The sequence below is a fragment of the Vibrio sp. 1CM23M genome, from assembly GCF_023161755.1.
Taxonomy (GTDB): domain Bacteria; phylum Pseudomonadota; class Gammaproteobacteria; order Enterobacterales; family Vibrionaceae; genus Vibrio; species Vibrio coralliirubri.
Genome location: NZ_JALNTR010000014.1, coordinates 22,070 through 35,976 on the forward strand (window position 1 = coordinate 22,070; position 13,907 = coordinate 35,976).

Annotated in this window: 14 protein-coding genes; 11 read left to right on the forward strand and 3 right to left on the reverse strand. The window is 45.4% G+C overall.

The window, feature by feature from the left end:
* Positions 1 to 10: 10 nt before the first annotated feature.
* The 3 genes from recF to dnaA all read right to left on the reverse strand — a co-directional run bounded on the left by recF (position 11) and on the right by dnaA (position 3,747).
* Positions 11 to 1,090, reverse strand: a complete 1,080-nt coding sequence (gene recF / locus MSG35_RS22755) for a DNA replication/repair protein RecF (RefSeq protein WP_017632663.1) — start codon at positions 1,088 to 1,090, stop codon at positions 11 to 13.
* A gap of 53 nt (positions 1,091 to 1,143) precedes the next feature.
* Positions 1,144 to 2,244, reverse strand: a complete 1,101-nt coding sequence (gene dnaN / locus MSG35_RS22760; protein ID WP_017058809.1) for a DNA polymerase III subunit beta — start codon at positions 2,242 to 2,244, stop codon at positions 1,144 to 1,146.
* An 81-nt stretch (positions 2,245 to 2,325) separates the two neighbouring features.
* Positions 2,326 to 3,747, reverse strand: coding sequence for a chromosomal replication initiator protein DnaA (gene dnaA, locus MSG35_RS22765; protein ID WP_248385043.1), 1,422 nt, complete (start codon positions 3,745 to 3,747; stop codon positions 2,326 to 2,328).
* 310 nt (positions 3,748 to 4,057) lie between these two features.
* Here dnaA and MSG35_RS22770 point away from each other — a divergent pair, with 310 nt between their 5' ends.
* The 11 genes from MSG35_RS22770 to rsmG all read left to right on the forward strand — a co-directional run bounded on the left by MSG35_RS22770 (position 4,058) and on the right by rsmG (position 13,894).
* The gene (locus tag MSG35_RS22770; RefSeq protein ID WP_009848135.1) at positions 4,058 to 4,807 is read left to right on the forward strand and encodes an amino acid ABC transporter substrate-binding protein; all 750 of its coding nucleotides are present in this window, start codon (positions 4,058 to 4,060) and stop codon (positions 4,805 to 4,807) included.
* A gap of 135 nt (positions 4,808 to 4,942) precedes the next feature.
* On the forward strand, positions 4,943 to 5,614 hold the full coding sequence (locus tag MSG35_RS22775) for an amino acid ABC transporter permease (RefSeq protein WP_009848134.1): 672 nt from the start codon (positions 4,943 to 4,945) through the stop codon (positions 5,612 to 5,614).
* Entirely contained in the window at positions 5,611 to 6,348 is a 738-nt protein-coding gene (locus MSG35_RS22780; RefSeq protein ID WP_215407469.1) for an amino acid ABC transporter ATP-binding protein, read from the forward strand. Before MSG35_RS22775 ends, MSG35_RS22780 begins: the two co-directional genes overlap by 4 nt.
* Before the next feature lie 206 nt (positions 6,349 to 6,554).
* Positions 6,555 to 6,689 carry a 50S ribosomal protein L34 gene (rpmH, locus tag MSG35_RS22785; RefSeq protein ID WP_004735800.1) on the forward strand — a complete coding sequence of 45 codons (135 nt, stop codon included), beginning with the start codon at positions 6,555 to 6,557 and terminating at the stop codon, positions 6,687 to 6,689.
* A 45-nt stretch (positions 6,690 to 6,734) separates the two neighbouring features.
* Complete coding sequence (gene rnpA, locus MSG35_RS22790; RefSeq protein WP_017055478.1) at positions 6,735 to 7,058, forward strand: ribonuclease P protein component; 324 nt, start codon at positions 6,735 to 6,737, stop codon at positions 7,056 to 7,058.
* Positions 7,025 to 7,282, forward strand: a complete 258-nt coding sequence (gene yidD, locus MSG35_RS22795; protein WP_004735802.1) for a membrane protein insertion efficiency factor YidD — start codon at positions 7,025 to 7,027, stop codon at positions 7,280 to 7,282. The genes rnpA and yidD overlap by 34 nt, the downstream gene beginning before the upstream one ends.
* A gap of 2 nt (positions 7,283 to 7,284) precedes the next feature.
* Positions 7,285 to 8,907: a membrane protein insertase YidC gene (gene yidC / locus MSG35_RS22800; protein ID WP_248385044.1), complete on the forward strand. Its 1,623-nt coding sequence runs from the start codon at positions 7,285 to 7,287 to the stop codon at positions 8,905 to 8,907.
* A 130-nt stretch (positions 8,908 to 9,037) separates the two neighbouring features.
* The gene (gene mnmE, locus MSG35_RS22805; protein WP_248385045.1) at positions 9,038 to 10,399 is read left to right on the forward strand and encodes a tRNA uridine-5-carboxymethylaminomethyl(34) synthesis GTPase MnmE; all 1,362 of its coding nucleotides are present in this window, start codon (positions 9,038 to 9,040) and stop codon (positions 10,397 to 10,399) included.
* A 50-nt stretch (positions 10,400 to 10,449) separates the two neighbouring features.
* Positions 10,450 to 10,884: an FMN-binding protein MioC gene (gene mioC / locus MSG35_RS22810; protein ID WP_050633561.1), complete on the forward strand. Its 435-nt coding sequence runs from the start codon at positions 10,450 to 10,452 to the stop codon at positions 10,882 to 10,884.
* A gap of 482 nt (positions 10,885 to 11,366) precedes the next feature.
* Entirely contained in the window at positions 11,367 to 13,262 is a 1,896-nt protein-coding gene (gene mnmG / locus MSG35_RS22815; protein WP_017058802.1) for a tRNA uridine-5-carboxymethylaminomethyl(34) synthesis enzyme MnmG, read from the forward strand.
* Positions 13,262 to 13,894, forward strand: coding sequence for a 16S rRNA (guanine(527)-N(7))-methyltransferase RsmG (gene rsmG / locus MSG35_RS22820; protein WP_017107525.1), 633 nt, complete (start codon positions 13,262 to 13,264; stop codon positions 13,892 to 13,894). Before mnmG ends, rsmG begins: the two co-directional genes overlap by 1 nt.
* The last annotated feature ends 13 nt before the right edge of the window (positions 13,895 to 13,907 follow it).

Below are 13,907 nucleotides of genomic sequence, written 5' to 3' on the forward strand. Positions count from 1 at the left end.
CTCTGACTAATTATCCTTGCTCTATTTTGCCATGTTCCACATGAAACATCCTGCTATTTTCGTCATGCATATCTGCAATCTGATCAGCGGTAATAGAGCTTACAAAAACTTGAGCCTCGGTCGCCTTTAAACACTCAGCAAGACGTGCTCGGCGTTGGCTATCTAATTCGGAAGCGAAGTCATCTATCAAATAGATGCACTGCTTACCTGTCATTTGAGTGAGGTGTTGCCCTTGTGCTACTCGCAGCGCGCACACCATCAACTTCAACTGACCTCGTGACAAGACATCTTCCACTGGAGTGCCGTTCACTTTTATCTTCAGATCCGCTTTGTTTGGCCCACTAAAGGTGTAACCAAGCTGCTGATCCCTTTCAAAATTCTTTTCTAATATCTCGGCGTATGGGGTGTCTTTGTCCCAGCCACGATAATAGTTAATCTTTATCTCAAACTCAGGAAGGAAGGTCGCACAGATCTCTTCGGCGACTTCTTTGAGCTGATCAACGTAGGTGGCACGCCACTGACTGATGCTTTCTGCTAAACGGGCCAGTTCTTGGTCCCAATAGCTCAGCTCTCGATAGTGGGTTGCCGTTTTCAATAAGGCGTTTCGCTGCTTATTGAGGCGCTTTACCCTGCCCCACGCATCATAAAAGCCCGACTCACTGTGGAAGACTCCCCAATCAATGAATGCTCGGCGATGCTTAGGTCCATCTGTCAGTAAATCAAACCCTTCGGGGTGAATCAACTGCAAAGGTAAGACTTGAGCTAACTGAGCCAACTTTTGCCCAGTTTGACCGCTTATTTTAACCTCTGTCGTGCCATCGCGCTGCTTATTAATGCCAATTGGCAGCTCAAATTGATCCGAGGTCATAAAACGGCCGTGTACAAACAGCTCACTACACTCGTTTTGTATGATACGACCGGTAAGTGAACTCTTGAATGAGCGACCGTGTCCGAGCAGATACACCGCTTCAAGGACGCTGGTTTTGCCGCTTCCGTTAGCCCCTATAAGAAAGTTAAAGCCTGATGACGGTTGAATGTCACAGGCTTCAATATTTCTAAACTGCTTAACGATTAAGCGCGATAAAGGCATAACGTCTTCATATTAATCTTCAATCACGACTCGGTAGGTCAACATGGGGCAGCTTATAAGCGAATTGGCATAACAACGTACATCGCGCTGTCATCTTGTGCGTTCTCAATAAGAGCACTCGCATTGGCGTCTGACATTGAGATACGAACCTGTTCACAACGCAGTGTGTTCAGAACATCCAATACGTAGCTTACGTTAAAGCCAATCTCTAGAGCATCACCGTCGAAGTTAACATCGAGTACTTCTTCTGCTTCTTCTTGCTCTGGGTTGTTCGCGGTAATACGCATCTCGCTATCCGCAAGATTAACGCGAACACCACGGAATTTTTCATTCGATAGAATCGCAGCACGAGAAAATGCTGAACGTAATTCATCACAGCCAGCTTCAAGTGTCTTGGTGGTATTTTGCGGCATTACGCGGCGATAATCAGGGAAACGACCATCAACCAGCTTAGAAGTGAAGACATAATTGTTCACTTCAGCTCGCACGTTAGAGTTACCAATTTGCAGTGTTACTGGCTGTTCAGGTGCATCCAATAGCTTCACTAGCTCTTGAACACCTTTACGAGGAACAATGATCTGCTTCTGAGCAAAATCCGCACCCAGTTGTGCTTGAGATACTGCCATACGGTGACCATCGGTCGCCACGCTGCGCAGGATAGAACCTTCAATCTCAAACAACATACCGTTGAGGTAATAACGAACATCTTGGTTCGCCATTGAGAATTGTGTTTTCTCGATAAGACCGCGAAGTTCAGCTTGTGTCACTGACACTTCAACTTCACTGCTCCAGTCTTCAATATTTGGAAAATCTGCCGCAGGTAATGTTGCTAATGAGAAGCGGCTACGACCAGAGCGAACCTGAATACGGTCACCATCCAATACCACAGTGATCACTGAGTTATCTGGCAATCCACGGCAGATATCTAGGAATTTACGTGAAGGTACGGTAATGCTGCCCGCTTCGAAATCACCTTCAAGCGTTACACGGCTGATCAGTTCAACTTCTAGATCCGTCGCTGTCATCGACAACACGTTATCTTCTACTTTAATCAGTAGGTTTCCTAGAATTGGAAGCGTTGGCCTGCCACCGAGTGCGCCAGATACTTGTTGTAATGGCTTAATCAGGTGACTACGTTCAATGGTAAATTTCATATCTTGCTCTTACGGTCTAAATGGCACTGCGTAATAGTACGTGGCCAAGATTCTGCTTATTAAGGTTAAGAATACTGTGTATTAAGAAGAAAGGGTACGAATCAAGTTCGAATAATCTTCTTTAATGTCGTGGCTCTCTTCACGCAGCTGAGCAATCTTACGACAAGCATGCAGTACAGTCGTGTGGTCACGACCACCGAATGCATCGCCAATCTCAGGCAAGCTGTGGTTTGTTAGCTCTTTCGCCAGTGCCATCGCCAATTGACGTGGACGAGCAACAGAACGAGAACGACGCTTAGACAATAGATCAGCGACTTTGATTTTGTAGTACTCAGCGACTGTCTTTTGAATGTTATCAATAGTGACCAGTTTTTCTTGCAGTGCAAGTAGGTCACGCAGTGCTTCACGCACGAAGTCGATCGTGATCGGGCGGCCAGTGAAGTTTGCATTCGCAATAACACGGTTCAATGCGCCTTCCAGCTCACGAACGTTAGAGCGTAGACGCTTGGCAATAAAGAACGCTACTTCATCCGCAAGGTGAATTTGGTGGTCTTCGGCTTTCTTCATCAAGATCGCAACACGCGTCTCAAGCTCTGGTGGCTCAATCGCAACCGTCAAACCCCAGCCGAAGCGAGATTTAAGACGATCCTCTACCCCGTTGATCTCTTTTGGATAACGGTCAGACGTTAGGATGATCTGTTGGTTACCTTCAAGCAGCGCGTTAAAGGTATGGAAGAACTCTTCTTGAGAACGCTCTTTATTGGCAAAGAATTGGATGTCATCTATAAGCAATGCGTCAACACTACGGTAGTAGCGCTTAAATTCTTCGATCGCGTTGTTTTGCAGGGCCTTTACCATATCCTGAACAAAACGTTCTGAGTGCATGTAAACCACTTTCGCATTTGGCTTATTATCAACAATGGCGTTACCCACCGCATGCAACAAGTGCGTTTTACCTAAACCAGTGCCGCCGTATAGGAACAACGGGTTATAGGCTGTTCCTGGGTTATCAGAAACCTGACGTGCCGCAGCCAAACCCAGTTGGTTCGACTTACCTTCAACAAAGTTATTGAACTTATGTTTTGGGTTCACGTTTGAGCGGTGATTCAAATCAACCGCGACAGGCTCTTCATCACGCCAAATATTATGGACAGGCTTGCGAGCTTGTAATTGCGCAGGTGCTGATGACTCAGCGGCCACATCGGCTGCAGTACGAGTCTGAGTCGGTGCTGGTATCGCAGGCTTTGGTGCAATCACACGCTTGCTTCCCACTTCAAAATGAAGATGTGGGATATCGTTGCCGCAATATTCTTGCAGCAAACGGTTAATGCTATTTAGATACTTATCACGAACCCAATCGAGTACGAAACGGTTCGGTGCAAATAGAGTTAGAGTATTGTCATTGAGCTCCGCTTGTAACGGACGAACCCACATACTGAATTCTGTAGCTGGTAACTCTTCTTGAAGCTGTTGCAAACACTGCAACCAAAGCGAAGATGACACGGTGCCCCCACTCTATTTAAGTAATATGAAATGACTGCTAATTTTACCTGTTGATAAGTCAGATCACCAGCAATTGATCACAGATCCAGTGAATAAGATCCAAGTTATTCACAATAAATTTGTAATGAATCGGTGGATCCACACATCTTGCCCCTAATTTACTCACACAATGATCCACTTATGCCCGGATCCTTGCTAGTTATCCCCAAATTGGGAATTCAATCTGGTTATGGTTAATAACATCTGGTTATTTATTCTATTGAGCATTTTCCCAGTAACATCCAACCCTATAAATATAAGGAGTTACCAAATGAATAACTGGATTAAGGCTGCAATTGCGGCTATCGCACTCTCTGCTGCTACTGTTCAAGCTGCGACTGAAGTTAAAGTCGGCATGTCTGGTCGCTACTTCCCGTTTACGTTCGTTAAGCAAGACCAGCTACAAGGTTTTGAAGTAGATTTATGGGATGAGATCGGTAAGCGTAACGATTACAAGGTTGAATACGTAACGGCAAACTTCTCTGGTCTGTTTGGTCTTCTTGAAACGGGTCGCATCGATACTATTTCAAACCAAATTACAATGACAGATGCACGTAAAGCGAAATACCTATTCGCAGACCCATACGTAGTAGACGGCGCACAAATTACCGTTCGTAAAGGTAATGACAGCATTAAAGGTATCGAAGACCTAGATGGTAAGACGGTTGCGGTAAACCTAGGCTCAAACTTTGAACAACTGCTTCGCAGCTACGACAAAGATGGCAAGATCAATGTGAAAACCTACGATACAGGTATTGAACATGATGTCGCATTGGGTCGTGCAGATGCGTTCGTAATGGATCGCCTATCAGCATTAGAGCTTATCAAGAAGACAGGTCTACCATTACAACTAGCTGGTCAGCCATTCGAAACCATTGAAAACGCTTGGCCTTTCGTGGACAACGATAACGGCAAAAAACTGCAAGCAGAAGTAAATGAAGCATTAGCAGCAATGCGCGCAGATGGTACGCTAGAAAGTATCTCTCAGAAATGGTTTGGTGCGGACATTACTCAGAAGTAATTACTCACTTTCTCCATTCAAGGCCCACTGCTTTATACAGCGGTGGGCTTTTTGCTTTTGTGCATTGATTAAAAAACCTGATAGAACAGTACTTACATATAGAACAACACTGCCAATAAAAATACGAGATAGATTATGGGATTTGACTTTAATTACATGCTAGAGCTGTTGCCGATACTACTGAAGTATTTAGGCACCACGATGGAGATGGCTACTTGGGGCTTGTTCTTTGCTCTGATCCTGTCTCTGATACTGGCGAATATTCGTGTATTCAAAATCCCAGTACTCGACCAATTGAGCCAGCTGTACATTAGCTTCTTCCGAGGAACACCATTGTTGGTACAGCTGTTCCTCCTTTATTATGGCTTACCACAAGTATTCCCGTGGATGGTTGGGTTGGATGCATTCAGCGCCGCTGTGATTGGCTTAACCCTGCACTTTGCCGCGTATATGGCAGAAAGTATTCGTGCCGCGATTATCGGTATTGATCGCAGCCAGATGGAAGCCAGTCTTTCAGTAGGTATGACCACCAGTCAAGCCATGCGTCGCGTGATCTTGCCACAAGCAACTCGCGTGGCACTGCCATCATTGATGAACTACTTCATCGACATGATCAAATCGACTTCCCTTGCATTCACCCTAGGTGTAGCCGAAATCATGGCTAAAGCTCAGATGGAGGCTTCTTCAAGTTTCCGCTTCTTCGAGGCTTTCTTAGCGGTGGCGCTGATTTACTGGGGCGTGGTGGTTATCCTCACTCGTATTCAAATCTGGGCTGAAGTGAAACTGAATAAGGCATATGTACGATGATCAAATTACAAAATATCCACAAGCAGTTTGGTGACACCGAAGTTTTGAAAGGGATCGACCTCGAAATCAAACAAGGTGAGATAATTGTCATCATAGGTTCAAGTGGCACAGGTAAGTCTACCCTGCTGCGTTGTGTGAATTTTCTAGAGCAAGCCGATCAAGGCACGATTTCGATTGATGACATCAAGGTTGATACTCAAAAACACACTAAGGCAGAGGTGCTTGCACTTCGTCGTAAAACCGGTTTTGTGTTCCAAAACTATGCACTGTTCGCTCACCAAACCGCAAGACAGAATATTGCTGAAGGTTTAATTACTGTTCGTGGTTGGAAAAAGCAGCAAGCCCATGAAAAAGCACAACAAATACTTGATGATATTGGCTTAGGTGACAAAGGTGATAGCTACCCAGCCGCTCTCTCAGGTGGCCAACAACAACGGGTTGGTATTGGCCGTGCAATGGCACTACAACCAGAGCTATTATTGTTTGATGAGCCGACTTCAGCTCTCGATCCTGAGTGGGTTGGCGAAGTGCTTAACCTAATGAAAAAACTGGCAAATCAGCACCAAACCATGCTGGTGGTTACCCATGAAATGCAGTTCGCTAGAGAGGTCGCAGACCGAGTGATCTTCATGGCTGACGGTCATATTGTCGAACAGGGATCTCCACAGGATATTTTTGGTAATCCACAGGATCCTAAATTAATAAAATTCTTAAATAAGGTTGGGATCGACTAAGGATCCTTGTGATTTTAGTTATTCTACGTATAATCCCCCGACCGGAATTTTAGTTAACCCAATCATTGACACTTTTTGTGACAGTGATTACAATTCCGCCTCTTTGTTGAGAGGCGTCGGTTTTCCTTTCTTATATAAAGAAGAGAAAAAATGCCCACGCCGGGTTTAACAAAAACCTAAAACTACTGATCAGTAAGGTAATTACAATGAAACGCACTTTTCAACCTACAGTTCTAAAGCGTAAGCGTACTCACGGTTTCCGTGCTCGCATGGCTACTAAGAACGGTCGCGCAACAATCAATGCACGTCGTGCAAAAGGCCGTAAGCGTCTTTCTAAGTAATCTTTGATTATTTTGAATAAGCTAGCCTTCGGTCGGGAGTTACGCTTGTTAACTCCCGAACATTATCAAAATGTCTTCAAGCAAGCTCATCGAGCTGGCTCTCCTCATTTCACCATCATTGCTCGAAATAACTCTCTTTCAAATCCTCGTCTTGGATTAGCCGTTCCGAAAAAGCAGATTAAAACAGCCGTGGGTCGTAACCGATTCAAGCGTCTTACTCGTGAAAGCTTTCGTAACACTCAACACAAACTTCCTAACAAAGATTTTGTTGTAATAGCTAAGAAGAGCGCGCAAGATTTAAGCAATGAAGAAATGTTCAAGCTACTCGACAAATTATGGCTTCGCCTGTCTCGCCCTTCGCGTGGATAGCGCTAATACCCATCTATTTTTATAGATGGTTTATTAGTCCACTCATCGGCCCACGCTGCCGATTTACTCCAACCTGCTCTTTATATGCGATAGAAGCGTTGAAAGCTCACGGTTTTGTAAAAGGGTGTTGGTTATCAGGCAAACGTCTATTAAAATGCCATCCTTTGAACGAAGGGGGCTTTGACCCCGTTCCACCAGTCCAAAAACAAGACAGAGATAAATAACGATGGATTCTCAACGTAATATCCTGTTAATCGCATTGGCTTTGGTTTCTTTCCTACTGTTCCAACAATGGAACGTAGCTCAGAATCCAGCACCACAAGCGGTTGAGCAGGCACAATCTGGCAGCACCCTACCAGCGCCATCTTATGCAGATGATCTAGACCCGGCTCCTGGTCAAGTTGCTTCTTCTGCTAAAACTATCACAGTAACAACTGATGTACTGACTCTGTCAATTGATACGGTTGGTGGTGATGTCGTTAAAGCAAACCTAAACGATTACTCTGCAGAGTTCGATTCTGAAGACACTTTTGTTCTTCTTAAAAACGAACCAGGTCACCAATTTATCGCTCAAAGCGGTCTAGTGGGTCCTCAAGGTATCGATTTAAGCAGCACTAACCGCCCTAGCTACACGGTTTCAGCAGACAGCTTTACGCTGGCTGAAGGTCAAGATGAACTACGCATCCCAATGACTTACCAAGCGAACGGCCTTGATTACACTAAAACATTCATCCTTAAGCGCGGCAGCTACGCGATTGACGTTGAATACGATGTAATCAACAACTCTGGCAATAACGCAACATTCGGCATGTACGCTCACCTACGTCAAAACGTTATGGATGACGGTGGTAGCCTAACAATGCCAACTTACCGTGGTGGTGCTTACTCTACGGAAGATACGCGTTACAAAAAATACAGCTTCGACGACATGCAAGATCGCAACCTGTCTCTTAACCTAGCAAACGGTCAAGGTTGGGCAGCGATGATTCAGCACTACTTTGCAAGTGCATGGATCCCACGCGACGAAGCAGGCAGCAACCTTTACACTCGTGTAATTGGTAACCTTGGCGACATCGGTGTTCGCATGCCGAACAAAACCATCGCTACTGGCGACGAAGCAAACTTCAAAGCAACGCTTTGGGTTGGTCCTAAACTTCAAGACCAAATGGCTGCTGTTGCACCAAACCTAGACCTAGTAGTTGACTACGGTTGGTTATGGTTCATTGCTAAACCACTTCATACTCTGCTTTCGTTCATTCAAGGCATCGTTGTGAACTGGGGTCTGGCAATCATCTGTCTAACTTTCATCGTTCGTGGTGCTATGTACCCACTAACGAAAGCTCAGTACACGTCTATGGCGAAAATGCGTATGCTTCAGCCTAAGCTGACTGCAATGCGTGAGCGTATTGGCGACGACCGTCAACGCATGAGCCAAGAAATGATGGAGCTTTACAAGAAAGAGAAAGTAAACCCACTAGGTGGCTGTTTACCTATCCTTCTGCAAATGCCTATCTTCATTTCGCTATATTGGGCACTAATGGAGTCTGTTGAACTGCGTCACTCACCGTTCTTCGGTTGGATTACTGACCTTTCAGCACAAGACCCATACTACATCTTGCCACTTCTGATGGGTGCTTCAATGTTCCTAATCCAGAAGATGAGCCCGACAACTGTAACGGATCCAATGCAGCAGAAGATCATGACCTTTATGCCGGTTATGTTCACATTCTTCTTCCTGTTCTTCCCTTCAGGTCTGGTTCTATACTGGCTAGTATCGAACATCGTAACTCTGATTCAGCAAACGCTTATCTACCGCGCGCTGGAAAAGAAAGGCTTACATTCTAAGTAAGTTCGATAATAGAAAGAGATAAAGAAAGGCGACCAAAAGGTCGCCTTTTTGTTTTTAGCTGATTACAATTCAGCTAATTGATTAATCGTGAGCGCCCCTTTTTGGCTTTCACATGCTAGCAGGCACAACTATGACTACAGATACGATTGTTGCTCAAGCGACTGCACCCGGCCGTGGCGGCGTCGGTATTATTCGCGTTTCAGGCCCACAAGCAGCCCAAGTTGCGCTTGAAGTTACCGGCAAAGTACTGAAACCACGTTACGCTGAGTACACCCCTTTTAAATCTCACGATGGTTTAGAGCTAGACCAAGGCATCGCGCTTTACTTTCCTAACCCGTACTCGTTTACCGGTGAAGACGTATTAGAGCTACAAGGCCACGGTGGTCCTGTGGTAATGGATATGCTCATCAAGCGAATCCTCGCGATTCCAGGGCTACGCGCAGCACGCCCAGGTGAGTTCTCGGAGCGTGCGTTCTTGAACGACAAGATGGATTTAACCCAAGCAGAAGCGATTGCTGACCTCATTGATGCCAGTTCAGAAGAAGCGGCGAAATCAGCTCTGCAATCGTTGCAAGGTGAGTTCTCGAAACGCATTAATACGCTGGTGGACTCTCTGATTCACTTACGCATCTATGTTGAAGCCGCTATCGACTTCCCAGAAGAAGAGATTGATTTCCTTGCTGACGGTAAAGTAAGTGCTGACTTACAAGCTATCATCGACAACCTCGAAGCGGTTCGCCAAGAGGCCAATCAAGGTGCCATCATGCGTGAAGGCATGAAGGTGGTGATTGCAGGCCGTCCTAATGCAGGTAAGTCGAGCTTACTGAATGCATTATCGGGTAAAGACTCCGCGATTGTGACTGATATTGCCGGTACAACCCGTGATGTACTTCGTGAACATATCCATATTGATGGTATGCCACTGCACATTATTGATACCGCAGGCCTGCGTGAAGCCTCGGATGAAGTCGAAAAAATCGGTATTGAACGCGCTTGGGAAGAAATTGCTCAAGCCGATCGCGTTTTATTTATGGTCGATGGCACCACTACCGATGCAACCGACCCGAAAGATATCTGGCCAGATTTCGTTGATCGTCTGCCGAATAACATCGGAATGACCGTGATTCGTAACAAAGCCGATCAAACCGGTGAAGATCTCGGGATTTGCCATGTTAATGATCCAACTCTGATTCGACTATCAGCAAAGACGGGACAAGGCGTTGATGCGCTGCGTAATCATTTAAAAGATTGCATGGGCTTTGCTGGTGGTAATGAAGGTGGCTTCATGGCACGTCGTCGCCACTTAGATGCTCTAGAACGCGCATCTGAACATCTAGATATTGGCCAGCAACAGCTCGAAGGCTATATGGCAGGGGAAATCTTGGCAGAAGAACTGCGTATAACGCAGCAACACCTTAACGAGATTACTGGTGAGTTCAGTTCAGATGACCTACTCGGCCGTATCTTCACCTCTTTCTGTATTGGTAAATAACCTTTAAAGGCCGGCTCATGCTGGCCTTTTTCTTTAGTAAGGACAGCTTAATGATCCACATTATTACAGGCAGCACCTTAGGTGGTGCAGAGTACGTTGGCGATCACCTTAATGATCTTCTTGAAGAGCAAGGCCACGAGATCACCCTTCATAATCAGCCTGAATTCGATGATATTCCCCAACAAGGCTTTTGGTTGCTGGTTACTTCAACTCATGGTGCGGGTGAATTTCCAGATAATATTAAGCCGTTTATCGACGCATTGACCCAGCAATCTCCAGATTTAAGCCCGGTTCGCTTTGCTGTCGTGGCACTTGGTGATTCGAGTTACGATACCTTCTGTTTGGCGGGAAAATCAATCCACAGCCAGATGAAAGAGCTCGGTGCTCAGCCTATTTCTGACTGTTTTACCATCGATGTATTGGAAACTCCGGTACCAGAAGACGCAGCAGAAGCTTGGTTTAACGATCATAGCGACCAGTTTTAACCTCTCTCCTCTCTTAAAAAGCGGCTTATGCCGCTTTTTTTGTCTCTGAACATCGCGATTGTGAATAACTTTTTTTCAAAAACATCGAAAATTAGCGATCTATTTTCAATTTCTGCTGTGGATAAGATTATACATATACGGTGATTAACCTATAGTTATCCAAATAACAAGTTTTAGGCTAATTTCCTCCTGTGAATAAGTAGCCATTTTGATCCCAGCTAATCCTCATCCTGATCAAAGTTAGATCACATCATTTGATCCAAAAAAGATCCATGATCTCGTTGATCATTTTCGACTTATCCACAGACACCCTCGATCCTAATAATAGATCTAATAAAAGATCTCCTTAAAGATCTTATCTATATTAATTAAAAACAGCTTTTTCGAAAAATCCCAAAAACGTTTTCTCAGGCTATGAAAACAGGTAGAATATCGCTCCTTTTTATCAATCTAGAAAACGTTTGAATACCTGAGGTCGGTTCATGCTTTATCACGAAAAATTTGACGTCATCGTTGTTGGTGGTGGCCATGCAGGAACGGAAGCCGCACTCGCATCTGCACGTACTGGTCAAAGTACGTTATTACTTACTCATAATATCGATACACTAGGACAAATGTCTTGTAACCCAGCCATTGGCGGGATCGGTAAGGGCCACTTGGTAAAAGAGGTCGATGCAATGGGTGGATTAATGGCGCAAGCTATTGATCATGCAGGTATTCAGTTCAGAACATTGAACGCATCAAAAGGCCCTGCGGTTCGTGCTACTCGAGCACAAGCTGACCGCGCACTGTACAAAGCCTTTGTTCGCAACGTTCTTGAAAACACGCCAAACCTGACTTTGTTCCAACAGTCGGTTGATGACTTGATCGTTGAGCAGGATCAAGTGGTCGGTGTGGTAACGCAGATGGGCCTTAAATTCCGCGCAAGCGCTGTGGTTCTGACTGTGGGCACATTCCTAGGCGGCAAGATCCATATTGGTATGGAAAGTTCGTCAGGCGGCCGTGCTGGCGATCCACCATCGATCGCACTGGCTGACCGTCTTCGTGATCTTCCATTCCGAGTTGATCGCCTGAAAACAGGTACTCCTCCTCGTATCGATGCGCGTAGCGTTGATTTTTCTGAGCTTGAGGTTCAGCACGGCGATAACCCGACGCCTGTTTTCTCGTTCATGGGTAGCCGAGCTCAACAACCTCGTCAAATTCCATGCTACATCACGCATACCAATGAAAATACGCATGACGTAATTCGTGCCAACCTTGATCGCAGCCCTATGTACGCGGGTGTGATTGAAGGCATTGGCCCTCGTTACTGTCCTTCGATTGAAGACAAAGTAATGCGTTTTGCTGACAAGAACAGTCACCAAATTTTTATTGAGCCTGAAGGTCTAACGACTCACGAGCTATACCCGAATGGTATCTCTACCAGTCTGCCGTTTGATGTACAGGTTCAAATTGTTCGTTCGATGAAGGGCTTTGAAAATGCTCACATCGTTCGCCCTGGCTATGCGATTGAGTACGATTTCTTTGATCCTCGCGACCTTAAGCTGACTTACGAAACTAAGTTTATCAAAGGTCTATTCTTTGCCGGTCAAATCAACGGTACCACTGGCTATGAAGAAGCGGCTGCACAAGGCTTGATGGCCGGTCTGAATGCAAGTTTGTTTACTCAAGGCAAAGAAGGCTGGAGTCCGCGTCGTGACCAAGCTTACATGGGCGTGCTTATCGACGACCTGTCTACCATGGGTACCAAAGAACCTTACCGCATGTTTACATCTCGCGCGGAATACCGTTTGCTGCTTCGTGAAGACAACGCCGATATCCGTTTGACTGAAAAGTCGCGTGAACTTGGCCTTGTTGATGACGCTCGTTGGGCTCGTTTCAACGAGAAGATGGAAAACATGGAGAAGGAGCGTCAACGTCTGAAAGAGACTTGGATTAATCCAAAATCTGAAGATATTGATCAACTGAACCAAATTCTGAAAACACCAATGTCTCGTGAAGCGAGCGGTGAAGATCTTCTTCGTCGCCCTGAAATGACTTATTCACAGCTAACCGCATTGGATCGTTTTGGTCCTGCACTGGAAGATCAACAAGCGTCTGAGCAAGTTGAGATCCAAGTGAAGTACGATGGTTACATTCAGCGTCAACAAGACGAAATTGAAAAATCACTGCGTCATGAAAACACCAAACTGCCTGCTGATATCGATTACAGCAAGGTAAAAGGACTTTCTAACGAAGTGGTTCTTAAACTAACGACAGCTAAGCCTGATTCAATTGGTATTGCTTCGCGAATTTCAGGCATCACACCTGCAGCAATCTCAATTCTGTTGGTTTACTTGAAAAAACATGGCCTGTTGAAAAAAGGTGAGGAAGCATAATGAGCGTATTACGCGAAAAACTGGATCACCTGATTGGCCAGACTGAACTTGAAGTATCTGAAAAACAACGTGGTCAGTTGGTTGGCTACGTTGAGTTACTGAACAAGTGGAACAAGGCTTACAACCTAACGTCAGTTCGTGACCCGCAAGAAATGATGGTGAAACATATCTTAGATAGCATCATTGTTAGCACTCACTTACAAGGTAAGCGCTTTATCGATGTGGGCACGGGACCTGGTCTTCCTGGGATTCCGCTCTCAATCATGAATCCAGACTGCGAGTTTTACTTGCTAGACAGCCTAGGTAAGCGTATTCGTTTTATCAAACAGGTGATTCATGAGCTGGGTATCGACAACGTGGTACCGGTTCAAAGTCGCGTTGAAGAATTTCAACCAGAAGAAAAGTTTGATGCAGTGCTCAGTCGTGCATTTGCATCAATGACAGACATGGTAGAGTGGTGTCACCATTTACCTAAAGAGCAATCCGGTGTATTTTTGGCTCTTAAGGGACAACATCCTAGAGACGAAATCGACCTGTTACCTGAATGGTGTTCAGTGACAGACATTAAAGCTTTGCAAGTGCCAGAGCTTGATGGAGAGCGTCATCTAGTTACTTTATCGCGTCAGGGATAATCAGCGAGGCCAT

Bases quoted from the DNA above. Each gene is read 5' to 3' on its own strand.
- dnaN (WP_017058809.1), bottom strand. From the start codon at position 2,244: ATGAAATTTACCATTGAACGTAGTCACCTGATTAAGCCATTACAACAA.
- MSG35_RS22780 (WP_215407469.1), top strand. From the start codon at position 5,611: ATGATCAAATTACAAAATATCCACAAGCAGTTTGGTGACACCGAAGTT.
- MSG35_RS22770 (WP_009848135.1), top strand. From the start codon at position 4,058: ATGAATAACTGGATTAAGGCTGCAATTGCGGCTATCGCACTCTCTGCT.
- rpmH (WP_004735800.1), top strand. From the start codon at position 6,555: ATGAAACGCACTTTTCAACCTACAGTTCTAAAGCGTAAGCGTACTCAC.
- mnmG (WP_017058802.1), top strand. From the start codon at position 11,367: ATGCTTTATCACGAAAAATTTGACGTCATCGTTGTTGGTGGTGGCCAT.
- recF (WP_017632663.1), bottom strand. From the start codon at position 1,090: ATGCCTTTATCGCGCTTAATCGTTAAGCAGTTTAGAAATATTGAAGCC.
- yidC (WP_248385044.1), top strand. From the start codon at position 7,285: ATGGATTCTCAACGTAATATCCTGTTAATCGCATTGGCTTTGGTTTCT.
- mnmE (WP_248385045.1), top strand. From the start codon at position 9,038: ATGACTACAGATACGATTGTTGCTCAAGCGACTGCACCCGGCCGTGGC.
- mioC (WP_050633561.1), top strand. From the start codon at position 10,450: ATGATCCACATTATTACAGGCAGCACCTTAGGTGGTGCAGAGTACGTT.
- MSG35_RS22775 (WP_009848134.1), top strand. From the start codon at position 4,943: ATGGGATTTGACTTTAATTACATGCTAGAGCTGTTGCCGATACTACTG.
- yidD (WP_004735802.1), top strand. From the start codon at position 7,025: ATGGCTTCGCCTGTCTCGCCCTTCGCGTGGATAGCGCTAATACCCATC.
- rsmG (WP_017107525.1), top strand. From the start codon at position 13,262: ATGAGCGTATTACGCGAAAAACTGGATCACCTGATTGGCCAGACTGAA.